Source organism: Streptococcus sanguinis, from assembly GCF_050222175.1.
GTDB classification, from domain to species: Bacteria; Bacillota; Bacilli; order Lactobacillales; family Streptococcaceae; genus Streptococcus; species Streptococcus sanguinis_M.
Genome location: NZ_CP071420.1, coordinates 453,443 through 475,643 on the forward strand (window position 1 = coordinate 453,443; position 22,201 = coordinate 475,643).

A 22,201-nucleotide genomic window follows, 5' to 3' on the forward strand; every position below is an offset into this window, starting at 1 on the left:
TTTCTGAAAAGTGCCCAATAGTACTTATCCGTTTCGACTATTATACAGGATTTTCCGGAAAATGTAAATCCCAGGATAGGAAAAATCTTGACAGAAAAAGATAACTATGTTATCTTTAGATAAAGGTAACATAGTTATCCAAAGGAGTTCTTATGGTAAAACAAACAACGCGCGACCGTATGGTTGAAAAGGCAAGCCAGCTTATCAGAGAGTATGGCTATCAGAATATCCCCCTAAGGAAACTGGCATCTCTGCTGGGGGTTACGACTGGTGCTTTCTACAAGGCTTTTGAGAATAAGGAGGATCTTTATTATCAGGTCTGTCTTTTGGAAAACCAGAGGCAGCTTAAACGTTTAGAGGAACAGTATTTAGACGGAGTCTCTGATCCTTTGGATTGCATTTGGCAGATAGGACTCTTTCTTTTATCGGAATATGAGACCAACAGTCGGATGATGGATTTTCTCTTTTTCAGCCCTGTGACGACAGAGGCTTATCGGAAAGGTGAGCTTCTGGAAATCGGGAACAAGACAGTGGATTATCTGGATCGGCTGCCTATTGAGAGTCAGAAAGAAAAAAAGATTCTCTTGCTCAAGCTGGACACTTTCATCACAGGTTATGGCCATTTTATTGCCAAAGGCTTGGAGCCTTTTGATGAGGAAGTCTATCGCTCAATGTTCAATGATTTACTAGGAGGTTACAAACATGTTTAAAAATCTCATTGTTTATGCACATCCCTATGATAAAAGCTTTAACCATGCTATTTTAGAGCAGGTTCAGGACTTGTTGGAGAAGAAAGGTCAGACCTATGAACTGATTGATCTTTATGAGGATGGTTTTAATCCTGTCTATACCAAGGAAGAGCTAGCGCTTTTTAATAAGGGGCAGGCATCAGACCCGCTGGTTTTAAAATATCAGGAAGCTCTTGCGTCCTGTGACCGCCTTATCATGATTTTTCCTATCTGGTGGGCGGATATGCCAGCTATTGTCAAGGGCTTTGAAGATAAGGTATTTTTGAAAAATAAGATTTACGAGGAGACGAAGACTCGCCAGTTAGTTGGTCGTTTGACCAATATTAAAGAGGTATTGGCTATTACTACCTCTGCAGCACCGACTTTCTATCTTAAGTATTTCTGTGGTGATGTCATCAAGAAAGCCATGTTGGGACATACTTTTAAGTCTATCGGTGCTAGACAGCGCCGTTGGTTGAACTTCGGGAATATTTCTCAGTCTACAGCTGAAAAACGGCAGGCTTTTTTAGAAAAACTATCGGAAAAGATTTGAAGAGGTAGCTATCATGATTCGTTTTAGAAGAGCAGATGAAAGGGATCTTGCTGCTGCGGTCTCAGTTTTAACTGCTGCTTTTGCTGAGCATGAGATCTACAGAGAAAAATTTCGTCCTCTCTTTGGCAGTAGCCAGTCTTATATTGATTTTCTAAATAGATTGCATGCAGTTATGGTTAAGGCAGCGATGCGTCATCATATTTGCCTACTTGCTGAAGTGGACGGGCGTCTTATGGCGGTCGCTACTATTCATAAGCTCGGTAGCCATCCTGTCGGTATACTTTCCTTTTTGCGGGCAGGAGCATGGAGGATGTGGCAATATATTCCCCAGCTTTTAGCCTTTCAAAAAGTCTTTGGGGAGGGCAGTAAAGAAGCTAAAAAAAGGGGGATTTCAACTCTTTATCTTGAATTGCTGGGTGTGCTGCCTGATTATCAAGGACAGGGAGTTGGCGGTCTTTTTATCTCAAAGGGGCTTGAGTTGCTTGCAAAAGAAGAGAAATGCCAGCGGCTTACTTTGATTACTCATACAGAAAGCAACTGTCGTTTTTACAAAAAGAACGGATTTAAGCAGCTAGATGTCCGTGATGTTGAAGGTGTCAAGACATGGACTTTCGAGAAAAATTTAGCTGATGTTTATACTTTTTGAAGATCTAATGATGCGGTCTTGCATTGATAATGTCAGCTTACCCCACCCCATCATTTCAAGGGACTGAAATAGTGCATTCTCAGATTGTTTCACTTTTCAATTTTTTGTGCTAGCTCCATTTTGCTGATACAAGCAGCTTTTGTCTCAGTCGAAAATATAAAAAATAAGGTTGAAACTTTTTCAACCCTATTTTTTCTTCTTAAAGATTCCAGCAATTTTTTGTAACAGGGTCGGCAATCTAACGACTTTGTCGTTGCCAATATGTTCTCGTGCAATTTTGAGAATCTTACCAGAGTCTTTGGAGGCAAAGAGAAACTTTCCTTTGTCAGTCCAGATTTCAAAGTGGCGGCTGACTTTCTTGCCAGAAACATTGGCGCCGATAGCAGTGATGCTAGTCCAAGGCAGCTGAATATAATCTTCTACATTGGCATCAGCATAAAACTCCAGAGCTGTCTCGCCGATTAGAAATTTCCCAACCTTTCCGCCTAATCCAAGATAGGATACGCCAGTGGTATTAAACTCAACTGTTTTGTTTTGTGACTGTGCCATAGAGTAACTCCCTTTTAAATAATATAGCTATTATACCACAATAAAAAGAAGGCCGAAACCTTCTTTTTGATTACATCAAACCAGCAACGTGAGCTAGTACACCAACTACGAAGAGGGCGATGATGATAGTGATAGGGGATACTTTCTTCTTAAGCAACCACATACAAGCGAAAGTTAGAAGCAGTCCCATCAAACCAGGAATCAAGGAATCCAAGTTTTGTTGGAAAGTTGTAACTTTTTCGGGGGTTTGAGATAGTCCTTGACCTACTTGGGCAAAGGCTTCTTGGATACCCTTATAACCACTAGACAATTTGTCCCAATGGATATATGCTTTATCATCTAGCTTAACAGATGAAACATTAAAGACAAACTTAATAGATACCCAGCGCTCAACCAGAACAGCCAAGATAAACATACCTAGGATTGAAGCACCTTTAGTAATGTCTTGGAGGATACCACCAGACATGTCTTTAGTGATTTCAGAACCAGCCTTGTAGCCCAATTCTTGTGTGTACCAGAGGAAAGCCATCCGGATAGCATTCCAAGCTAAGAAGAAGATAAGTGGACCAATGATATTTCCAGTCAAAGCAAGAGATGCACCAAGTGCTCCAAGGATAGGACGAACTGTGAACCAGAAGACAGGGTCTCCGATACCAGCCAGAGGTCCCATCATACCGATTTTAACCCCTTGGATAGCCGCATCGTCAATTGCTGCACCATTTGCTTTTTCTTCTTCAAGCGCAAGTGTAACTCCGATGATTGGAGCTGCTACATATGGGTGAGTGTTGAAGAATTCTAAGTGACGCTCAAGAGCAGCAGCTTGATCTTCTTTTTTAGTATAAAGCTTCTTAATAGCTGGAATCAATGAATAAGCCCAGCCCAAGTTTTGCATACGTTCGTAGTTCCAAGAACCTTGCAAGAAAGTAGAACGCCACCAAACTTTTTGACGGTCAGCCTTTGAAAGAGTCAATTTTCCTGACTCATCAGGTTTTACAGTATTTAATTCTGTCATGATAGTGTATCTCCTTTCTTAGTAGTCTTCTAGGATGTCGCCGATTGGATCGTTAGATGAAGCTGTTGCTCCGCCACCGCCATTTCCGCCTTTTTTAGACAGAGCGAGGTAGATGAGGGCAATAGCGACACCAATTGCACCGAGGGCAATCAGAGTGAGTTCGCTGACAGCAGCCAAAGCGAAACCAATAGCGAAGAATGGCCATACTTCACGAGTTGCCATCATGTTGATAACCATTGCATAACCAACGGCTACGACCATACCACCACCGATTTGCATACCTTCTGATAGCCAAGCTGGCATAGCTTCAAGAGCAGATTTAACAGACTCAGCAGGAATCATCAAAAGAAGTGCTGCGGGGATAGCAATACGTGCTCCTTGCATGAAGAGAGCAATAAAGTGAGCGCGTTCAACGCCTTTGAAGTCTCCTTTTTTCGCAGCAGCATCTGCACCGTGAACCAAACCGACTGACAAAGTACGGACAATCATAGTCAAGAAGAGACCAGCAACAGCAAGTGGAATAGCAACACCTTGTGCTACAGCGATTCCTTTGCTTGAAAAGTCTCCACCCAGTACCATGATGATGGCAGCGGCAACAGAAGCGAGGGCAGCATCAGGTGCTACAGCAGCTCCGATATTAGCCCAGCCAAGAGCGATCAGCTGGAGAGAGCCACCCAGCATAACACCGGCAGCCAAATTACCAGTTACCAGTCCAATCAAGGTACAAGCAACCAGAGGTTGGTGGAATTGGAATTGGTCCAAGATACCTTCTAGACCGGCTAAGAAGGCAACAAAGACTACTAAAACCATAGAAATAATAGACATGTTCTAAATCCTTTCGTAAATTAATAAAAGCAAAACGTTTGATTCTACTGCACGTTGGCTTTCTTAATCAAATCAAACAAATCTTTTTTAGAGTCATTTGGTACTTTACGTACGTCGAATTCAACGCCAAGGTCACGCAGCTTTTCATAAGTAGCAACGTCTTCCTTGTCCATTGAAAGCACGTTGTTGACCATTGTTTTACCAGTTGAGTGAGCCATGGAACCAACGTTAAGGGTCTTGATTGGCACACCGCCTTCAACAGCACGAAGGGCATCTTGAGGAGTTTCAAACAGAATCAAGGCATGTGTGTTGCCAAAGCGAGGGTCTTTTGAAACAGCAATCAATTTGTCGATTGGGACAACATTGGCTTTGACATTACCTGGTGCAGCTTGCTTAATCAACTCTTTACGAAGTTCGTCTTGAGCTACTGAATCAGAAGCAACGATAATACGATCTGCTTTTGAATCTGGCGTCCAAGCTGTTGCTACTTGACCGTGCAGCAAACGTGTGTCGATCCGGGCAAGGTTGATTTTGAGCTTGCCGTCACCGATTACAGTCCCTTCAGGGATCGCTGCTTGGGCAACTGGAGCAGCTGCAGCAGGAGCATTTGCTTCTTCAACAGCAGGGTTCAGCTCTTCAGGCAGAGCTTTGACTCCTTCCTTGGCTTCTTTGATGATATTGGCCACTACAGCCTCAACGCCGGCATTGGCATCCATCATCCTTTCTGTATAAGCTTGAATCAGCATAGGCAGGTTCAAGCCTGTAATGATAGCGAACTTGCGGTCTGGATTTTCACCCATGACACGGCTAGCTTGGTTGAATGGAGAGCCACTCCAAAGGTCAGCCAAGACCAACACTTCATCGTCCGCATCAAACGAAGCCACAGCGTCATTGAACTTTGCATAGAGATCATCTGGTCCTTCGTTGGGCATGAAAGTTACAACTTGTACTTTTTCCTGCTCACCGAAAATCATAGAACCTGATTGATGAATACCAGCAGCAAATTCACCGTGGCTAGCAATAATGATTCCGATACTCATTATTGACATTCCTCCTTATAAAATGTTTGACTTAAGTTTTAAGAAAACTTTAAGGCAAGTTTATTATAAAACGTTTTCATGAAAAATGCAAGCGTTTGTTCCTAAAAACGACTTTTTCTTTCAAAAATGTCAGTATTCACTGAATGCCTGATAAATATAGGTATAAGCAAACCATAGCTATAGAAATGTTTTAATAAATTAGGAAAACAGAAAATAAAATATGTCAATATATGAAAAAATATTGAAATAATATGAAAGAGACTTTTGAAATGAAAGAAAAGAATCGTGTTTGAGAAAGTGTTTGTTTATCAAAAAAGAAAGAGGAGGACCAAAGACAAGAATTCGCATCTTATGTCTTTAGTCTCCCTCTATTAATGGCAAAAGTTTCTAAATAATATCAAGCCTGTCTATCATACGTTTCCAAGAGTTTGGTAAATGTTGGGACTGACATGTTTTAAAGTATTAGTGTGTGAAGTCAAGTACCATACGTCCCTGAATGGTACCCGCTTCCATTTCATCAAAGACATCCACTGCATCTGAAACAGGGCGTTTTTGAACGACGGGAACCACTAATCCTTCAGCACCAAACTGGAAGGCTTCTTCCAAGTCCTTGCGAGTACCAACGAGGGAACCGATGACTTGGATACCATCTAAAACAGTTTTGACAATGCTGAGGTCCATCATTTCAGATGGCAATCCAACGGCAACTACACGACCGCCAGCACGAACAGAGTCAACCGCTTGGTTGAAGGCAACTTTAGAAACGGCTGTTACTACGGCAGAATGTGCACCGCCAGTTTTTTCTTGGATAAGAGCAGCGACATCTTCAACTTCATGGCCGTTGATGACGATATCAGCACCAACTTCTTTGGCCAAAGCTAGTTTGTCATTGTTGATATCAACAGCAACAACATGGGCATTAAAGACTTTCTTGGCATATTGAACCGCTAGGTTACCCAATCCACCTGCTCCAAAGATAACTGTCCATTGGCCTGGCTGCAACTGAGCTTCTTTGATAGCCTTGTAGGTAGTTACACCGGCACAAGTGATAGAAGAAGCTTGGGCAGGATCCAGTCCTTCAGGAACTTTGACAGCATAATCGGCTGTTACGATACATTGCTCTGCCATCCCACCGTCAACAGAATAACCAGCATTTTTTACAGTACGGCAAAGGGTTTCGCGACCAGTTGTACAGTATTCACAAGCGCCGCAGCCTTCAAAGAACCAAGCGACACTGATGCGGTCTCCGACCTTGAGACTTTTTACATCTGGAGCGATTTCTTTGACAATACCGATACCTTCATGGCCAAGAACGCGGCCCGGTACCTTGCCAAAGTCACCATGCGCGACATGTAGGTCCGTATGGCAGACACCGCAGTATTCGATATCAACGAGAGCTTCCCCTGTTTCAAGAGGACGAAGTTCCTTATTTTCGATGAGTTGGACATTGGTTCCCTCTGGATTTACAACAACTGCTTTCATAAGTAGTTTCCTCCTGTTATTTAGTTTTTGATTATGTTAATTATATCACAAACTCAAACAAATAGCAAACGCTTACAAATCTAAGCGTGAATTCACTCTAATATTCTGAAATAGCTGATAAGCTTCTATTTTTAAAGTTTTTTGAGCCTGAAGATGCTCGGGAGAATACAAAAATAAAAGACAAACTCTCAAACAGAGTTTGCCTAATTGTCTACTTTTATAAAAAAAGTTTGTTGAGCTCGTGGGCGACACCATCTTGGTCATTGGTCAAAGATAATTGCTGGTCGGCGTAGGGCAGCAGGTCAGTATTGGCATTTTTCATGGCATAGCCAGAACCAGCAAAGGACAGCATCTCAGTATCATTTTGCTCATCACCAAAGGCAATCAGATTTTTGCGATCCACATTGAGAACATTAAGCAGGTACTGAAGGGCGAAGGCCTTATTGACCCCTTTTGGAGCACACTCGAGAATGTTGAGTGGCCCGCCCCAAGAGTTGATAGCAAGTTCATGCTGGTAAAAAGCATTCATTTCCTCTGCCAGAGCGTATTTGTCAGCTGCTCGTGTCTGCAGGAGAATGGCGTTAGGATTCTCCGTTACCAGATTAGCTTGAAACTGGTTTTCTGGTTTGAAAGCATCGATGCCAAAGAGCTTGGGATCAGCGATTTCCTCGTTGGGATTGGTGATATAGAATTTATTGCGGTATTCGCCAGCAATGAAATCCGCTTCAATCTCATCCCTGCGCTTAACCATATCCAGCAGAAAGGACTTATCCAGCGTCAGCGATTTTTCAAAGTCCCATTTCTTTTCTGGAATGTGAGTCAGAGAGCCATTGAAATTGATCATGGGCGTATTGAGCTCTAATTCTTTATAATATTTCAAAGCCATACGGTAGGGCCGACCTGTTGTGATAATGACCTTGTGGCCCTTTTGGGAAATTTTTTTGATGGTTTTTTTGGTGAAGTCAGACAGATTGCTGCTAGAATCCAGCAAGGTTCCGTCCAAATCCACAGCGATTACTTTTTTTGTCATGTGAGTCTCTTTTCAGTGATAATACAGACTATTATAACAGAATTCAGTGTAAATAACACGACTTATGTTATAATGGTGCTCTAATCAGTCACAATTATGACACACCAAGGAGGAGCTTTTCGTATGCGTAAACCGATCATGATTCATGCTCTTTTTCTGATGATTGCCTTTTTTATCTATATCCAATCTCTAAATGGCGGTCCGACCTATCTCATCTGGAATATGACCTTGGCCTTAATCAGCTATGATGTAGCAGTCTCGACACTTTTATTCAAGAAACAGAAATGGGCTTATCCTCTTCTTTTCTTGCTGTGGTTGCTTTTCTTCCCCAACACTTTCTATATGATTACCGATTTGATTCATATGACTTGGGTGGCAGATGTTCTGAGTAAGCCAAGTGTTTTCCTGCTCTTTTTAGCTTTTGTCTCTAGTATTTTGTTCGGTATTTTCTGTGGTATGGAGAGCTGGTATGTCATCAAGGAAGGCTGGAAGCTTAACTGGTATTTGGACTTGTTGCTGACAGCAGCTTTGTCGGCTGTGTCCAGTCTGGCTATCTACATAGGACGTTATGATCGCCTCAATAGCTGGGATTTATTACTTCATCCACAGCTGGTTATACAGAAGCTTTTGCAAACTTTGCAGCCTGATCGTCTGCCTTTCATTCTTGGTTTTACTTTTTTGCAGTTTATGAGTTTGGTGTTTCTGATGAAAGATAATAAAAAATAAGAACAGTGAGACATTCACCTTGAAAAAGTGAATGTTTTTTATTATAATTTAAAATATCGTTCGCAAATAAACGAAATTCAATATGTTTTTATTTGTTATTGAACTAGATGTTAGAAATTTTACTCAAAAGGAGATTTATTGAAAAATGGATAAATTTTTCAAACTGACCGAAAAAGGGACAGATGTCCGGACAGAAGTTTTGGCTGGTCTGACGACTTTCTTTGCCATGTCCTACATTTTATTTGTCAATCCGGCTATGTTGGCTCAGACAGGTATGCCTAAGCAGGGTGTTTTTCTAGCTACGATTATCGGGGCTGTTGCCGGCACCTTGATGATGGCCTTCTTTGCCAACCTGCCTTATGCGCAGGCGCCGGGTATGGGGTTGAATGCCTTTTTCACTTTTACGGTCGTCTTTGCCTTGGGCTACACTTGGCAGGAAGCCTTGGCTATGGTCTTTATCTGCGGAATTATTTCGCTCATTATCACTCTGACCAAGGTGCGTAAGATGATCATCGAGTCAATTCCTGGCTCCTTGCGCGCAGCTATTTCAGCTGGGATCGGAGTATTTCTGGCTTATGTAGGTATTAAAAATGCCGGCTTGCTCAAGTTTTCAATCGATCCGGGCAATTATACAGTAGCTGGCAAGGGAGCAGATAAGGCTGCAGCGGCTATTACGGCTAATTCAGCAGCAACTCCAGGTCTGGTAGACTTTAACAATCCAGCGGTCCTAGTAGCCCTGGTCGGTTTGGCCATCACAATCTTCTTTATCGTGAAAAATATCAAGGGTGGTGTTATCCTATCCATCCTAGTAACGACAGTGGTAGCTATTCTGGTTGGCTTGGTTGATTTGTCAGCCATTGACTTTGGGCAGAATAACATTGGCACTGCTGTTAGTGAACTGGGGCAGATTTTTGGGGTGGCAGTAGGTCCGAAAGGTCTGGGTGCCCTCTTAGCAGATTCGGCTCGCTGGCCTCAGACATGTATGGCCATTCTGGCTTTCTCCTTGACAGATATTTTTGATACCATTGGTACCTTAATCGGTACAGGCGAAAAGGTCGGGATTGTGGCGACTTCTGGGGAAAACCATGAATCAGAAGGTTTGGATAAGGCGCTTTACTCGGATCTCATCGGAACTTCTATTGGCGCCATTGCTGGAACCTCTAACGTGACGACTTATGTGGAGTCTGCAGCTGGTATCGGAGCTGGAGGCCGAACAGGTCTGACCGCCTTGGTCGTAGCCATCTGCTTTGCGGTGTCAAGCTTCTTTAGCCCACTCTTGGCTATTGTTCCTAATGCTGCAACTGCACCGATTCTCATTATCGTGGGGATTATGATGCTGGCTAGTCTGAAAAATATCCATTGGGATGATATGGCGGAGGCTATTCCAGCTTTCTTTACTTCTATTTTTATGGGATTTGCCTATTCTATCACTCACGGGATAGCAGCTGGGTTTATCACCTACACTTTGGTCAAAATCTTCAAAGGTCAAGCCAAGGATGTACATTCTATGATTTGGATTTTGGATCTTCTCTTTATTTTGAATTTCGTTAATCTGGCTTTAAATTAGGTCTAAACATTGCTGGATTTCCTTGAGTTTAGTACCCTTTATATAGAAATAGGCTATATTTTCAGTATAAAAAATCGGCTTTTAGTAGCTGATTTTTCTTTTGCAAAATTAAGCAGAAAAAAATTTTTTCTGGTATAATAAGAGAATGTTTAGTCATAATGAGGAAGAATTAATCCAGTGGGGTCAGCGTCTGGGCAAATTGCTTCGGGCAGGGGATGTACTGGTTTTAACGGGAGATTTAGGAGCAGGGAAGACAACCTTTACTAAGGGTCTGGCTCTAGGTTTAGGCATCAGTCAGATGATTAAAAGTCCAACCTATACCATTGTTCGGGAATACGAGGGGCGCTTGCCGCTCTATCATCTGGATGTCTACCGCATCGGAGACGATCCAGATTCCATTGATTTGGATGACTTTCTCTTCGGGGAGGGTGTGACGGTCATTGAATGGGGGGAGCTGCTGGGAGAAAATCTGCCTGAAGACTATCTCAAATTAAGCCTCTTGAAAAAGGAAGACGGGCGTGAATTGGTTTTTGAAGCCCAAGGAAAGCGAGCCCAAGAGCTACTTGAGGGACTGCAGAATGACTGAATATGAATTGTGCTTGCGTGAAGCGGAAAAAACAGATGCAGCTGAGCTGATTGCCTTCCTCAATCAGGTCGGGTCTGAGTCAGATTATATGACGCTTGATGAGGCTGGAATCTTGATGAATAAAGATGAGATGGCTTCATTCATTGAGCATCAGGCTGCTTCTAGTAATCAGCTTTATCTGTTGGCGTTTTTAAATGGTCAGATTGCTGGCCTTGTCAGCATCACAGCCGATTTCCATGAGCGAATTCGCCATATTGGTCAAGTCTTTGTTGTGGTGAAGAAGGCTTTCTGGAACCAAGGACTGGGACGCATATTGCTGGAAGAGGCACTGACTTGGGCAGAAGATTCTCAAGTTATTAGACGTTTGGAATTGAGCGTTCAGGTTAGAAATGAACGAGCAGTTCATCTCTATAAAGATTTAGGATTTGAAATTGAAGGCTTACAAAGAAGAGGAGCCTATTTAAAAGAAGGGAAATTTCTTGATGTTTACCTGATGGGTAAACTGATAGACTAAAAAAGATATGTTTAAAAAGATTATAATGATGTTTCTCAGCCTCCTTGTCGTAACGACAGCTGGTATTGGTACTTATGCATGGACGATTTATGGTCAGTCAACAGATGAACTGTCCAAGACTTATAAGGGCTTGGGAAATGAGACGGATGTCATTTCTGCGACTAAGCCCATGACCATCTTGCTGATGGGAGTGGATACAGGGAGCGGCTCCCGCGAGGATACTTGGGTTGGGAACAGCGATACCATGATTCTCCTGAGTGTCAATCCCAAGACCAAGAAAACAGTCATGATGAGTTTGGAACGTGATATTTTGACTCAGATTGATGAGAACGGTCAGACAGTTGAAGCCAAACTGAATGCTGCCTATGCGAATGGCGGAGCAGAGTTAGCCATTTCGACTATTGAGAGCCTGATGAATATCCACATTGACCGCTATGTGATGATTAATATGCAGGGCTTGGTTCAGCTAGTAGACGCAGTAGGCGGTATTGAGGTCAATAATACCTTTGACTTCCCAATTTCTATTGAGGATAATGAGCCTGAGTATACTGCTAAGGTGGAACCTGGCAAGCAAACCATCAATGGTGATCAGGCGCTGGTCTATGCTCGCATGCGTTATCAGGATCCTGAGGGTGACTATGGCCGCCAAAAGCGTCAACGTGAAGTAATTAAGAAAGTGGTTGAAAAAGTTCTCAGTCTCAACAGTGTCAGCCATTATCAGGCTATTTTAAAAGCTGTCAGCAGCAACATGCAGACCAATATCGCGCTTGATTCAAAAAGCATTCCACAACTGCTAGGCTATCAGGATGCCTTTAAGAACATCAAGTCTGAACAGCTGCGTGGAGAAGATGCGACCTTGCCTGATGGTGGAAGCTATCAGCTAGTGACGTCGGAGCATCTGCTGAGCATGCAGAATCTAATTCGCAAGTCTCTGGGCTTGGACACAGTTAAGAGTCTGAAGACCAATGCTGTTCTCTATGAAGATATTATGGGTGGCAACAGTCTAAGAAGCAGCAATAGCAGTAGTACATCTAGTAGCACAGAAAGCTATAGCAGTTACCAGAATTCTTATAGTCAGCCTACTTATAATAATGGTTATGAGAATTACTCTTATCCGACGACAGATACAACAGTTGGAACTACGAATACGACTCCAGTTGCTCCAGCGGCTTCCTCTGCCCCAGCTGCAGATGTCAGTGTCAGCACCCCACAAAGTCAGCCAGTAGTCAATGCGACTACAGAGTAGAAAGTTAAATATAAAAAGAGGCCGAGACAAAATGTCTCGGTCTCTTTTGGTAATGACTGGAGGTTCTTGACGCGGTAGTGGATTGGAGTTTTTGTTTCCCTATCACCCACCTTTTCTCTATCACGACTCGTACTTTTCCCAGATGTCTTTGACTTGCTGGATCTGCACTTGAGCTTGGTTTTCAAGGACTTTATATTTATAAGTAAGATCTTGAGCGATGTCTTTGACTTGCTCTTTTTGCTCTTGAATGATGGCAATATTTCGTTGAATATTGGCTAGACTGTCCTTTACTTTGTCTAGACTATCTGTTGTTTCAATGATTTCTTCTTGAATTTTTTGACGGTTTTCAACCAGCTTGTAACTGACTGCTACGGCACCGATAAATAGGAAAATATTTGAAAGTTTCATATTCCCTCCTTAAGCTTGCGCAATCTTCTCAGCTAATTCGGCCAGAGATGGAAAGTCTGGTTCGTGGGCTGCGAAAGTAATCTTGAGGTCATCTGCATCACTGTAGCGCGGTGCCAAATGCACATGGGTGTGAAAGACAGTCTGTCCAGCAATTTCTTCGTTGTTGTTGATGATATTCATACCAGCTGCACCTGTGGCTTTCATCACCTTTCGAGCAATGTCAGGTACGCGAGCAAAGAGCTGACTGGTGCTGTCGGCATCCATATCCAGCACATTTCGGAAATGCTCTTTAGGGACAACCAAGGTATGACCTGGTGTTACCTGGGAAATATCCAGAAAAGCAAGGACTTTCTCGTCTTCATAGACTTTAGAAGAAGGGATTTCTCCAGCAATAATTTTACAAAAAATACAATCAGCCATAAATGGTACCTCTATTCGCTAGATTTTGTTATAATATAAGAACCATTATACCAGAATTCGGAGAAAATATGTTAGAAATCAAAGAGCTTACGGGCGGCTATGTTAATATCCCGGTTTTAAAGGATGTTAGCTTTGAAGTGGGCAATGGCCAGCTGGTTGGTCTGATTGGTCTCAACGGTGCAGGCAAGTCCACGACTATCAGTGAGATTATCGGTCTTTTGACGCCTTATAAGGGGCAGATTCAGATTGATGGGTTGGAGCTGCGGACTAATCCCAGTGATTACCGTAAGAAAATCGGTTTTATTCCGGAAACGCCTAGTCTCTATGAAGAATTAACCCTGCGCGAGCACATTGAGACGGTAGCTATGGCTTACGACATTGAGCAGGAGACAGCTTTTGAGCGTGTGGATAAGTTGCTGGAAATGTTCCGACTCAAGGAAAAACTGGATTGGTTCCCTGTTCACTTTTCAAAAGGAATGAAGCAAAAAGTGATGATTATCTGTGCTTTTGTAGTTGATCCCAGCCTTTTTATTGTGGATGAGCCTTTTCTGGGTCTGGATCCGGTAGCTATTGCAGACCTTATCCAGCTCTTGGATGAGGAAAAGAAGAAGGGTAAGTCGATTCTGATGAGCACCCATGTCCTGGACTCTGCCGAGAAGATGTGTGATAGTTTTGTAATCTTGCACAAGGGCCAAGTACGGGCCAAGGGCAGCTTGACTGAGTTGCGTGCTCAATTTCAAATGCCGGATGCTAGTCTGAATGACATCTATCTGGCCCTGACAGAAGAGGCAGCGCTATGAAAGAATTATTTGCTAAACGAAAGCAGGATTTTCGTCAGCAGTGTCTGAAATACCTGCGTTATGTTCTTAATGATCATTTCGTGCTCTTTCTACTGATTTTTATGGGATTTTTAGGTGTTCAGTACAGTCAGCTTTTGCGGCACTTTCCGACTAATCACCTCCCCATTATTGCTAGTCTGGTTATTCTATCGCTCTTTATCCTGCCTTTTGGACGGATTGCGACCTATCTGGAAAAGCCGGATGCTCTCTTTCTATTGGTCAGAGAAGCAGAAGTCAGGGCTTTTATCAAGGCTCAGATTCTGCGTTCCTATCTCTTGTATGCAGTCTTACAGACTGGAATCTTACTGTTACTGGCTCCGCTTTTTCTGGCTCTGGGATTGCCTGTTTGGGGCTTCGGGCTTTACTGCCTCCTTATGCTAGTCTTAAAATGGTTTTTGTTTCAGGCTAAGGCTAAGAAGTTCTTTACTGAAAATGGTTTAGATTGGCAGGTTCTGGTCGCTTATGAAGCAGCCCGAAAGCAGACGATTCTGCGCTTCTTTGCTCTCTTTACCAATGTTAAAGGCATTTCAAACAGTGTCAAGCGCCGGGCCTATCTGGATGGTTTGACCAGACTTGTGGGCAAGCAGCATAGCAAGACCTGGCAGAATCTCTTTTTGCGCTCTTACTTGCGAAATGGAGACTTCTTTGCTTTAACCCTAAGACTGCTCTTTCTAGCTCTTTTGGCCTTGATTTTTGTCAGTCAAGCTTGGATTGCTGCAGCTTTTGCGGTCTTGTTCAATTACCTCTTGCTCTTCCAGCTGACGGCTTTGTATGAAGCTTTTGACTATCAATTTTTGACCCAGCTTTTTCCAATAGAAATAGGGGAAAAGCTGAAGGGAGCAAGACAAATTATCACATCTATTGGCAGCAGTGTTCTCTTGGCTGAAGTGCTGACTGCTCTGCTCTTTTTCCAAGACAAGACAGCCGTGCTGGCCGTGCTGGGAGCGACTGCCCTACTCTATCTGTTCTATCTGCCGTTTAAGTTACGGAGATTGGTTGACTAAAAGAGGTAAAATTAGTAAAATGATAAAGAAACTTTTTACGGAGGGGAAACATGGACTTGGTTGATAACGAGCTGACCCTGACACCGATAGCTGGTAAGAGCGGAAAGGCCTATATGGGGACTTATCCGGACGGGGGGCGCGTTTTCGTCAAGATGAATACAACCCCTATCTTAGCAGGCTTAGCTCGAGAACAAATCGCACCGCAGCTTTTGTGGAGCCGTCGGATGCCGGACGGCAACGTAATGAGTGGACAGGAGTGGCTTTCAGGCACTATTCTGACCCCAAATGATATGTCCAAAAAGCAGGTGATCAATATTTTGACACGGCTGCATCGCTCGCGCCCGTTGATGACGCAGCTGACCAAGCTGGGCTATACTTTGGAAACGCCGACTGATTTGCTGAATGCTTGGCTCAATCAAGTGCCGCTTGCTTTGAGGAATAATCAATATCTGCAATCAGTCATCCGCGACCTACGCCAGACAGTGCCGGCCTTTCGTGAGGATTATGCGACCATCGTTCACGGAGATGTGCGCCACAGCAACTGGGTAGAGACCGACAGCGGGCTTATTTACTTGGTGGATTGGGATTCTGTGCGCCTGACAGACAGGATGATGGATGTAGCTCATATTTTGAGCCATTATGTGCCTGATTCAGGCTGGCAAGAGTGGCTGAGCGCTTATGGCTATAAGTATAATCAGACTGTTTTCAATAAGCTATACTGGTTTGGTCAGTATTCTTATCTGATGCAGATTGCCAAATACTATGAAAATAATGATTTAGAAAATGTGAACCGGGAGATTTACGCATTACGAAACTTCCGTTCCAAATACGGAAGAGGACAATGAGAGTAAGGAATCGTAAGGGAGCGACGGAACTGCTAGAGGCGCATCCCCAGTATGTGATTTTGAATCCAGCAGACGCCAAGGGCAGATGGCAGGAGATTTTTGGCAATGACCATCCCATTCATGTAGAGGTTGGCAGTGGCAAAGGAGCTTTTGTATCGGGCATGGCCAAGGCCAATCCTGAGATCAATTACATCGGGATTGACATCCAGAAATCGGTCCTCAGCTATGCCTTGGACAAGGTGCTGGCGACGGATGTGCCCAATATCAAGCTTCTATGGGTGGACGGTTCGGATCTGACTGATTATTTTGAAGATGGCGAGATTGACCGCCTCTATCTGAACTTCTCGGATCCTTGGCCCAAGAAACGTCATGAAAAGCGCCGTCTGACCTATCAGTCTTTTCTGGCGACCTATCAGCAGATTCTGCCAGAAAATGGAGAAATCCACTTCAAAACGGACAATCGTGGTCTTTTTGAGTATAGCTTAGTAAGCTTTTCTCAGTATGGTATGAAGTTAAAGGGCGTGTGGTTAGACTTGCATGCCAGCGACTTTGAAGACAATGTCCTGACTGAGTATGAGCAGAAATTTGCTAACAAGGGACAAGTCATCTATCGGGTGGAAGCAGCGTTTGAATAAGAAAGAGTCTTCTAGGAAATACTCCTTGAAGACTTTATTATTAGGAAAGAATTTTGCTTAAAAATAAGATCGTTTTAAGTGGGATTCCGTCTTTAAAAGCTTGTACAGCATATTTCCCTTGCATTCTGGGACTTGTCGTGCTATAATACTAATAATGAATAAGGAAAGAGAGGCGAGGAAGTATCTTCGCCTCTTATCTGTGAGGAGGTGTCGTCATATCGCAACGATTGTTGAATTGGTGAGGGAGGTTATTGAACCAGCCATTTTGGCCCCCTATGAATTAGTCGATATTGAGTACGGAAAGATGGGCGGGGACTACGTTCTCAGTGTCTTTGTAGATAAACCTGAGGGCATTACGGTCAATGATACAGCGGATTTGACGGATATTATCAGTCCGCTCTTGGATCAAATCAAGCCAGATCCCTTCCCAGAACAGTATTTTCTGGAAGTGACCAGTCCGGGCTTGGAGCGTCCGCTCAAGACCAAGGAACAGCTATCCGATGCAGTCGGCAGTTATATCCATGTCAGTCTCTATAAGGCTGTTGACAAGCAGAAAGTCTTTGAAGGCACCTTGCTGAGCTTTGAAGAGGATGTTCTGCACATGGAATATCTGGACAAGACTCGCAGAAAAGAAGTCGAAATTCCCTACAGTCTGGTTTCCAAAGCCAGATTAGCCGTTAAGTTTTAGCCGCAGAAGCAATATAGAAAAGAAAGGAACACTTTTGTTTCGGCAAAAGTTATATGAAAATGAGTAAAGAAATGCTAGAGGCCTTCCGTATTTTGGAAGAAGACAAAGGAATCAAGAAAGAAGATATCATTGACGCAGTGACTGAGTCACTCCGCTCAGCCTATCGTCGTCGCTATGGTCAGGCAGACAGCGCAGCCATTGAGTTTGACGAAAAGTCAGGAGATTTCCGTGTCTATACTGTTCGCGAAGTCGTGGACGAGGTCTTTGACAGCCGTTTGGAAATCAGTCTCAAAGATGCCTTGGCTATTAGTTCAGCCTATGAGTTGGGAGACAAGATCAAGTTTGAAGAAGCACCAGCTGAATTTGGCCGGGTCGCTGCTCAGTCTGCCAAGCAAACCATCATGGAAAAGATGCGCAAGCAGACCCGAGCAATCACCTACAATACCTATAAAGAGCATGAAAATGAAATCATGTCAGGAACGGTGGAGCGTTTTGACAATCGCTTTATCTATGTCAATCTTGGTAGCATTGAAGCACAATTATCGAAGCAAGACCAGATTCCTGGTGAGGTCTTTGCCTCTCATGACCGCATCGAAGTCTTTGTCTACAAGGTAGAAGATAATCCTCGTGGTGTCAATGTCTTTGTCAGCCGCAGCCATCCAGAAATGATCAAGCGCTTGATGGAGCAGGAAATCCCTGAAGTCTATGACGGAACTGTGGAAATCATGAGCGTGTCACGGGAAGCAGGCGATCGGACCAAGGTAGCGGTTCGCAGCCACAACCCTAATGTGGATGCCATCGGAACAATCGTCGGACGCGGTGGAGCCAATATCAAGAAAATTACGAGCAAGTTCCATCCTGCCAAATACGATCCGAAGAGTGGCCGTATGGTGCCGACTGAAGAAAATATCGACGTCATCGAGTGGGTAGCAGATCCAGCTGAATTTATCTACAACGCTATTGCTCCTGCAGAGGTTGACCAAGTTATCTTTAACCAAGAAGATAACAAGCGGGCCTTGGTTGTTGTACCGGACAACAAGCTTTCTCTGGCTATCGGCCGTCGCGGACAGAACGTACGCTTGGCAGCTCATTTGACAGGCTTTAGAATCGATATCAAGTCTGCCACAGAGTTTGAAGAAATGGAAGCAGCCAATGAACTGGGCGGATTTGCTCAGGAAGCAGAAGAAATTCTTGGGGATGCAGCTGTTCTAGAGACAGAGGTTTCAGCAACAGAAGCGACAGACTTTGACGCAACTGCAGAGGAAACTGTACTGGAAACAGTTGGTTTAGAAAGCGAAGCTGAAGAACTAGACTAAGGGGGCTGGAATGGCAAAAACAAGAAAAATCCCTTTAAGAAAATCAGTGGTTTCCAACGAAGTGATTGACAAGCGTGATTTACTGCGGATTGTCAAGAACAAGGAAGGTCAAGTCTTTATCGATCCGACAGGCAAGGCCAACGGCCGTGGAGCTTATATCAAGCTGGACAATCAGGAAGCCCTTCAAGCTAAGAAGAAGCGGGTCTTTAACCGCAGCTTCAGTATGGAAGTGGATGAGGCTTTCTATGATGAGTTAATCGCTTATGTCGATCACAAGGTCAAAAGAAGAGAGTTAGGTCTTGAATAAAGAGAAACTTGCAAATATGCTGGGACTGGCTCAGCGGGCCGGCCGTATCATTTCTGGTGAGGAGCTGACCGTCAAGGCTATCCAGGAAGGAAAAGCACATCTGGTCTTTTTGGCCCAGGATGCAGCTCCTAATCTCAGCAAGAAAATCACTGATAAAAGTCGTTACTACCAAGTAGAAGTATCAACCGTGTTTTCAACACTGGAATTAAGCTCTGCCATTGGCAAGGCCAGAAAAGTGCTCGCCGTGACAGATGCTGGTTTTACAAAGAAAATGAGGTCTCTTATGTAATAGAAGAGGAGGACAAGATTTGTCTAAAGTAAGATTGTATGAAATCGCCAAAGAACTGGGAAAAGAAAGCAAGGAGGTAGTGGCTCGTGCGAAGGAGCTGGGTCTGGATGTCAAAAGTCATTCGTCCAGCGTAGAAGCTGACGCTGGTGAGCGAATCAAATCCAGCTTCAAGAAAGCAGCCGCACCTCAAGCTACTGCAGAAAAGCCTGCAGCAGCTCAGCCATCACCGCAAAAAACTCCTGCCAAAGAGGCGGCACCAGTCAAGGCAGAACAGACAGAAGCAAAAGCAGCTGCTAAGCCAGAAGCGAAAGCAGAAACGGTAGCGCCAGTCAAGCGCCCGCAAAGCCGTAACTTTAAGGCAGAACGTGAAGCGAGAGCCAAGGAAGAGGCAGAGCGTCGTAAGCAGCAAGGCAACCGCAAACCACAAAACAAAGAGCAAGGCAAGCGCGAGGATCGCGATAATCGAAATAAGAATCGCGGAAACCGCAACGACCGAGATAGGGGCAATCGTCCAAATGACCGTCGTGATAATCGTGGTCAAGATGGCCGCCGCAATGGTCAGAATCATCAAGGATTTAACGGTCAAAACCGCCAACAGCCTCAAGGACCGAAGATTGACTTTAAGGCTCGGGCAGCAGCTTTGAAAGCAGAGCAGAATGCTGAATACGCTCGCTCCAGCGAGGAACGCTTTAAGCAAGCTCAGGAAGCAAAAGAAGTGCTGGAACGGCAAAACCGCCGCAAGGAGCAGCCTAAGGCAGAAGCAAGTGCACCAGTTCAGCCTGCACCAGCTCCATCTGCTCCGGCAGCGAATCCAAACCCAGCGCCAGCTGCTGTGGATACGCGTCGTAAGAAGCAAGCTCGACCAGATAAGAAGCGCGATGATTTTGATCGCGAAGAAGAAGGTCCAAGAAAACAACAAAAGAATCGAAGCAGTCAAAATCAAGTGAGAAATCAAAGAAATAGTAATTGGAATAAAAACAAGAAAAATAAAAAAGGAAAGGGCAACAATAATCAGGCACCAAAACCTGTTACAGAACGTAAGTTCCATGAGTTGCCAACTGAATTTGAATATACAGACGGAATGACCGTTGCAGAAATTGCAAAACGGATCAAGCGCGAGCCAGCTGAAATTGTCAAGAAACTCTTTATGATGGGCGTAATGGCAACGCAAAACCAATCTCTTGATGGCGATACTATTGAGCTCCTCATGGTGGACTATGGTATCGAAGCTAAGAAAAAGGTAGAAGTTGACGCAGCTGATATTGAGCGCTTCTTCGTAGAAGAAGATTATATCAACCAAGATGCCTTGGTAGAGCGTCCACCGGTTGTCACCATCATGGGACACGTTGACCATGGTAAAACAACCCTCTTGGATACCTTGCGTAACTCTCGCGTAGCAACAGGTGAAGCAGGTGGTATCACTCAGCACATCGGTGCTTACCAGATCGAGGAAAGCGGCAAGAAGATTACTTTCTTGGATACGCCTGGACACGCGGCCTTTACTTCTATGCGGGCCCGCGGTGCCTCTGTTACGGATATCACTATCCTGGTCGTTGCAGCTGATGACGGTGTTATGCCGCAAACGATCGAAGCTATCAATCATTCCAAAGCCGCTGATGTCCCAATCATCGTAGCTATCAACAAGATTGATAAGCCAGGAGCGAATCCTGAGCGCGTGATTGGTGAATTGGCTGAGCATGGTGTCATGTCAACAGCTTGGGGCGGAGATTCTGAATTTGTAGAAATCTCAGCGAAATTCAATCAAAATATCGATAGCTTACTGGAAACAGTCCTCTTGGTGGCTGAAATCCAAGAACTCAAGGCAGATCCTACTGTTCGAGCGATTGGTACAGTTATTGAAGCCCGTCTGGATAAAGGAAAAGGTGCTGTCGCAACCCTTCTGGTTCAGCAAGGAACTCTGAATGTGCAGGATCCAATCGTTGTTGGTAATACTTTCGGTCGGGTTCGTGCTATGACCAATGACTTGGGCCGTCGTGTTAAGGTGGCAGGACCATCTACACCGGTTTCTATCACTGGTCTCAATGAAACTCCGATGGCTGGTGACCACTTTGCGGTCTATGAAGATGAAAAAGCTGCGCGTGCAGCCGGTGAAGAACGTGCCAAACGTGCCCTTCTCAAACAGCGTCAAGCTACTCACCGCGTTAGTCTGGAAAATCTCTTTGATACCCTCAAAGCTGGTGAAGTCAAGTCTGTTAATGTTATCATCAAGGCTGATGTACAAGGTTCTGTAGAAGCTCTGTCTGCTTCCCTGCAGAAGATTGAGGTGGAGGGCGTTAAGATTACCATCGTCCACTCAGCGGTTGGTGCTATCAATGAATCTGACGTAACACTGGCAGAAGCCTCAAATGCCTTCATCATCGGATTTAACGTTCGTCCTACATCTCAAGCTCGCCAACAGGCAGAAGCTGATGATGTCGAAATCCGTCTTCACAGCATTATCTACAAGGTTATCGAAGAAATGGAAGATGCCATGAAGGGAATGCTGGATCCAGAATACGAAGAAAAGATTATCGGGGAAGCTCTTATCCGCGAGACCTTCAAGGTTTCCAAGGTTGGTACTATCGGTGGATTTATGGTTATCAACGGTAAAGTTACCCGTGATTCCAAGGTTCGCGTTATCCGTGACGGTGTCGTGATTTACGATGGGGAGCTTGCCAGCCTCAAGCACTTCAAGGATGATGTTAAGGAAGTTACTAACGGCCGCGAAGGTGGACTCATGATTGATGGCTACAATGACATCCAAGTAGATGACACGATTGAAGCCTACGTCATGGAAGAAATTAAGAAATAAGATAAGAAGTAGGTTAAAAACTCGCAGTAAAATCATATTTGGCGGAAGTCTATACTTCTAGTCCCACGTTTTTTCACCAAGAGTTTAAAACGAATCTTAATCAACCAAAACAAAACATATAAGCTAGGCCTAGC

Annotated in this window: 25 protein-coding genes; 17 read left to right on the top strand and 8 right to left on the bottom strand. The window is 44.1% G+C overall.

The genetic code is table 11. The features are described 5' to 3' along the window. Positions 1–152 precede the first annotated feature (152 nt). From J1C91_RS02300 to J1C91_RS02310, 3 genes are read left to right on the top strand one after another with little or no spacing between them, the layout of a single operon-like run. Entirely contained in the window at positions 153–710 is a 558-nt protein-coding gene (locus tag J1C91_RS02300) for a TetR/AcrR family transcriptional regulator (protein WP_002908908.1), read from the top strand. After that, on the top strand, positions 703–1,281 hold the full coding sequence (locus tag J1C91_RS02305) for an NAD(P)H-dependent oxidoreductase (RefSeq protein ID WP_002908909.1): 579 nt from the start codon (positions 703–705) through the stop codon (positions 1,279–1,281). The genes J1C91_RS02300 and J1C91_RS02305 overlap by 8 nt, the downstream gene beginning before the upstream one ends. A gap of 13 nt (positions 1,282–1,294) precedes the next feature. Further along, positions 1,295–1,927, top strand: a complete 633-nt coding sequence (locus J1C91_RS02310) for a GNAT family N-acetyltransferase (RefSeq protein WP_002908910.1) — start codon at positions 1,295–1,297, stop codon at positions 1,925–1,927. Positions 1,928–2,113: 186 nt separating this feature from the next. On the opposite strand, the gene J1C91_RS02315 is transcribed toward J1C91_RS02310, so the two are convergent. The 6 genes from J1C91_RS02315 to J1C91_RS02340 all read right to left on the bottom strand — a co-directional run bounded on the left by J1C91_RS02315 (position 2,114) and on the right by J1C91_RS02340 (position 7,865). After that, the gene (locus J1C91_RS02315; protein ID WP_002908911.1) at positions 2,114–2,476 is read right to left on the bottom strand and encodes a DUF956 family protein; all 363 of its coding nucleotides are present in this window, start codon (positions 2,474–2,476) and stop codon (positions 2,114–2,116) included. 70 nt (positions 2,477–2,546) lie between these two features. Continuing rightward, the gene (locus J1C91_RS02320; RefSeq protein WP_002893579.1) at positions 2,547–3,488 is read right to left on the bottom strand and encodes a PTS system mannose/fructose/sorbose family transporter subunit IID; all 942 of its coding nucleotides are present in this window, start codon (positions 3,486–3,488) and stop codon (positions 2,547–2,549) included. Positions 3,489–3,506: 18 nt separating this feature from the next. Next, complete coding sequence (locus J1C91_RS02325) at positions 3,507–4,313, bottom strand: PTS mannose/fructose/sorbose transporter subunit IIC (protein WP_002908912.1); 807 nt, start codon at positions 4,311–4,313, stop codon at positions 3,507–3,509. Positions 4,314–4,357: 44 nt separating this feature from the next. Further along, complete coding sequence (locus J1C91_RS02330) at positions 4,358–5,353, bottom strand: PTS sugar transporter subunit IIB (RefSeq protein WP_002908913.1); 996 nt, start codon at positions 5,351–5,353, stop codon at positions 4,358–4,360. A gap of 462 nt (positions 5,354–5,815) precedes the next feature. Next, a complete protein-coding gene (gene adhP, locus J1C91_RS02335; RefSeq protein WP_002908914.1) occupies positions 5,816–6,835 on the bottom strand; it encodes an alcohol dehydrogenase AdhP in 1,020 nt (339 codons plus the stop codon). Between the two features lie 217 nt (positions 6,836–7,052). Next, positions 7,053–7,865 (bottom strand): Cof-type HAD-IIB family hydrolase, encoded by an 813-nt coding sequence (locus J1C91_RS02340; RefSeq protein WP_125439301.1) that lies wholly within the window; start codon positions 7,863–7,865, stop codon positions 7,053–7,055. Positions 7,866–7,961: 96 nt separating this feature from the next. Here J1C91_RS02340 and J1C91_RS02345 point away from each other — a divergent pair, with 96 nt between their 5' ends. The 5 genes from J1C91_RS02345 to brpA all read left to right on the top strand — a co-directional run bounded on the left by J1C91_RS02345 (position 7,962) and on the right by brpA (position 12,504). Then, the gene (locus tag J1C91_RS02345; protein WP_080979545.1) at positions 7,962–8,591 is read left to right on the top strand and encodes a DUF1361 domain-containing protein; all 630 of its coding nucleotides are present in this window, start codon (positions 7,962–7,964) and stop codon (positions 8,589–8,591) included. A 145-nt stretch (positions 8,592–8,736) separates the two neighbouring features. Next, a complete protein-coding gene (locus J1C91_RS02350) occupies positions 8,737–10,158 on the top strand; it encodes an NCS2 family permease (protein WP_002908917.1) in 1,422 nt (473 codons plus the stop codon). A gap of 145 nt (positions 10,159–10,303) precedes the next feature. Continuing rightward, positions 10,304–10,744, top strand: a complete 441-nt coding sequence (gene tsaE, locus J1C91_RS02355) for a tRNA (adenosine(37)-N6)-threonylcarbamoyltransferase complex ATPase subunit type 1 TsaE (protein ID WP_002908925.1) — start codon at positions 10,304–10,306, stop codon at positions 10,742–10,744. Continuing rightward, complete coding sequence (locus J1C91_RS02360) at positions 10,737–11,258, top strand: GNAT family N-acetyltransferase (RefSeq protein ID WP_002908926.1); 522 nt, start codon at positions 10,737–10,739, stop codon at positions 11,256–11,258. The genes tsaE and J1C91_RS02360 overlap by 8 nt, the downstream gene beginning before the upstream one ends. Positions 11,259–11,265: 7 nt before the next feature. After that, a complete protein-coding gene (gene brpA, locus J1C91_RS02365) occupies positions 11,266–12,504 on the top strand; it encodes a biofilm formation/cell division transcriptional regulator BrpA (protein WP_002908927.1) in 1,239 nt (412 codons plus the stop codon). A 120-nt stretch (positions 12,505–12,624) separates the two neighbouring features. Here brpA and J1C91_RS02370 read toward each other — a convergent pair whose 3' ends face one another. Beyond that, positions 12,625–12,912, bottom strand: a complete 288-nt coding sequence (locus J1C91_RS02370) for a hypothetical protein (protein WP_002908928.1) — start codon at positions 12,910–12,912, stop codon at positions 12,625–12,627. Positions 12,913–12,921: 9 nt separating this feature from the next. Then, complete coding sequence (locus J1C91_RS02375) at positions 12,922–13,332, bottom strand: HIT family protein (RefSeq protein WP_002908929.1); 411 nt, start codon at positions 13,330–13,332, stop codon at positions 12,922–12,924. Positions 13,333–13,400: 68 nt separating this feature from the next. On the opposite strand from J1C91_RS02375, the gene J1C91_RS02380 reads away from it, so the two are divergent. From J1C91_RS02380 to infB, 9 genes are all read left to right on the top strand, one after another. Then, on the top strand, positions 13,401–14,132 hold the full coding sequence (locus tag J1C91_RS02380) for an ABC transporter ATP-binding protein (protein ID WP_032912390.1): 732 nt from the start codon (positions 13,401–13,403) through the stop codon (positions 14,130–14,132). After that, positions 14,129–15,175 (top strand): ABC transporter permease, encoded by a 1,047-nt coding sequence (locus tag J1C91_RS02385; protein WP_002908934.1) that lies wholly within the window; start codon positions 14,129–14,131, stop codon positions 15,173–15,175. Before J1C91_RS02380 ends, J1C91_RS02385 begins: the two co-directional genes overlap by 4 nt. A 50-nt stretch (positions 15,176–15,225) precedes the next feature. Further along, complete coding sequence (ccrZ, locus tag J1C91_RS02390; RefSeq protein ID WP_002893562.1) at positions 15,226–16,020, top strand: cell cycle regulator CcrZ; 795 nt, start codon at positions 15,226–15,228, stop codon at positions 16,018–16,020. Then, positions 16,017–16,655 carry a tRNA (guanosine(46)-N7)-methyltransferase TrmB gene (trmB, locus tag J1C91_RS02395; protein WP_002896910.1) on the top strand — a complete coding sequence of 213 codons (639 nt, stop codon included), beginning with the start codon at positions 16,017–16,019 and terminating at the stop codon, positions 16,653–16,655. The genes ccrZ and trmB overlap by 4 nt, the downstream gene beginning before the upstream one ends. 199 nt (positions 16,656–16,854) lie before the next feature. Then, the gene (rimP, locus tag J1C91_RS02400; protein WP_032912391.1) at positions 16,855–17,343 is read left to right on the top strand and encodes a ribosome maturation factor RimP; all 489 of its coding nucleotides are present in this window, start codon (positions 16,855–16,857) and stop codon (positions 17,341–17,343) included. A gap of 59 nt (positions 17,344–17,402) precedes the next feature. Next, positions 17,403–18,659 carry a transcription termination factor NusA gene (nusA, locus tag J1C91_RS02405; RefSeq protein WP_312023182.1) on the top strand — a complete coding sequence of 419 codons (1,257 nt, stop codon included), beginning with the start codon at positions 17,403–17,405 and terminating at the stop codon, positions 18,657–18,659. Positions 18,660–18,669: 10 nt separating this feature from the next. Next, on the top strand, positions 18,670–18,966 hold the full coding sequence (gene rnpM, locus J1C91_RS02410) for an RNase P modulator RnpM (RefSeq protein WP_002893558.1): 297 nt from the start codon (positions 18,670–18,672) through the stop codon (positions 18,964–18,966). After that, positions 18,959–19,255: a YlxQ-related RNA-binding protein gene (locus J1C91_RS02415; protein WP_125346887.1), complete on the top strand. Its 297-nt coding sequence runs from the start codon at positions 18,959–18,961 to the stop codon at positions 19,253–19,255. Before rnpM ends, J1C91_RS02415 begins: the two co-directional genes overlap by 8 nt. A gap of 19 nt (positions 19,256–19,274) precedes the next feature. After that, positions 19,275–22,067: a translation initiation factor IF-2 gene (gene infB / locus J1C91_RS02420; protein ID WP_125439297.1), complete on the top strand. Its 2,793-nt coding sequence runs from the start codon at positions 19,275–19,277 to the stop codon at positions 22,065–22,067. Positions 22,068–22,201 lie beyond the last annotated feature (134 nt).

Excerpts from the sequence above, each read along its gene's own strand:
- J1C91_RS02370 (WP_002908928.1), bottom strand. The coding sequence starts at position 12,912 with ATGAAACTTTCAAATATTTTCCTATTTATCGGTGCCGTAGCAGTCAGT.
- tsaE (WP_002908925.1), top strand. The coding sequence starts at position 10,304 with ATGTTTAGTCATAATGAGGAAGAATTAATCCAGTGGGGTCAGCGTCTG.
- ccrZ (WP_002893562.1), top strand. The coding sequence starts at position 15,226 with ATGGACTTGGTTGATAACGAGCTGACCCTGACACCGATAGCTGGTAAG.
- rnpM (WP_002893558.1), top strand. The coding sequence starts at position 18,670 with ATGGCAAAAACAAGAAAAATCCCTTTAAGAAAATCAGTGGTTTCCAAC.
- J1C91_RS02340 (WP_125439301.1), bottom strand. The coding sequence starts at position 7,865 with ATGACAAAAAAAGTAATCGCTGTGGATTTGGACGGAACCTTGCTGGAT.
- J1C91_RS02330 (WP_002908913.1), bottom strand. The coding sequence starts at position 5,353 with ATGAGTATCGGAATCATTATTGCTAGCCACGGTGAATTTGCTGCTGGT.
- brpA (WP_002908927.1), top strand. The coding sequence starts at position 11,266 with ATGTTTAAAAAGATTATAATGATGTTTCTCAGCCTCCTTGTCGTAACG.
- J1C91_RS02305 (WP_002908909.1), top strand. The coding sequence starts at position 703 with ATGTTTAAAAATCTCATTGTTTATGCACATCCCTATGATAAAAGCTTT.
- trmB (WP_002896910.1), top strand. The coding sequence starts at position 16,017 with ATGAGAGTAAGGAATCGTAAGGGAGCGACGGAACTGCTAGAGGCGCAT.
- adhP (WP_002908914.1), bottom strand. The coding sequence starts at position 6,835 with ATGAAAGCAGTTGTTGTAAATCCAGAGGGAACCAATGTCCAACTCATC.
- J1C91_RS02380 (WP_032912390.1), top strand. The coding sequence starts at position 13,401 with ATGTTAGAAATCAAAGAGCTTACGGGCGGCTATGTTAATATCCCGGTT.
- J1C91_RS02385 (WP_002908934.1), top strand. The coding sequence starts at position 14,129 with ATGAAAGAATTATTTGCTAAACGAAAGCAGGATTTTCGTCAGCAGTGT.
- J1C91_RS02315 (WP_002908911.1), bottom strand. The coding sequence starts at position 2,476 with ATGGCACAGTCACAAAACAAAACAGTTGAGTTTAATACCACTGGCGTA.
- J1C91_RS02320 (WP_002893579.1), bottom strand. The coding sequence starts at position 3,488 with ATGACAGAATTAAATACTGTAAAACCTGATGAGTCAGGAAAATTGACT.
- J1C91_RS02310 (WP_002908910.1), top strand. The coding sequence starts at position 1,295 with ATGATTCGTTTTAGAAGAGCAGATGAAAGGGATCTTGCTGCTGCGGTC.
- J1C91_RS02325 (WP_002908912.1), bottom strand. The coding sequence starts at position 4,313 with ATGTCTATTATTTCTATGGTTTTAGTAGTCTTTGTTGCCTTCTTAGCC.
- J1C91_RS02300 (WP_002908908.1), top strand. The coding sequence starts at position 153 with ATGGTAAAACAAACAACGCGCGACCGTATGGTTGAAAAGGCAAGCCAG.
- J1C91_RS02360 (WP_002908926.1), top strand. The coding sequence starts at position 10,737 with ATGACTGAATATGAATTGTGCTTGCGTGAAGCGGAAAAAACAGATGCA.
- J1C91_RS02375 (WP_002908929.1), bottom strand. The coding sequence starts at position 13,332 with ATGGCTGATTGTATTTTTTGTAAAATTATTGCTGGAGAAATCCCTTCT.
- J1C91_RS02345 (WP_080979545.1), top strand. The coding sequence starts at position 7,962 with ATGACACACCAAGGAGGAGCTTTTCGTATGCGTAAACCGATCATGATT.
- nusA (WP_312023182.1), top strand. The coding sequence starts at position 17,403 with ATGAGTAAAGAAATGCTAGAGGCCTTCCGTATTTTGGAAGAAGACAAA.
- J1C91_RS02350 (WP_002908917.1), top strand. The coding sequence starts at position 8,737 with ATGGATAAATTTTTCAAACTGACCGAAAAAGGGACAGATGTCCGGACA.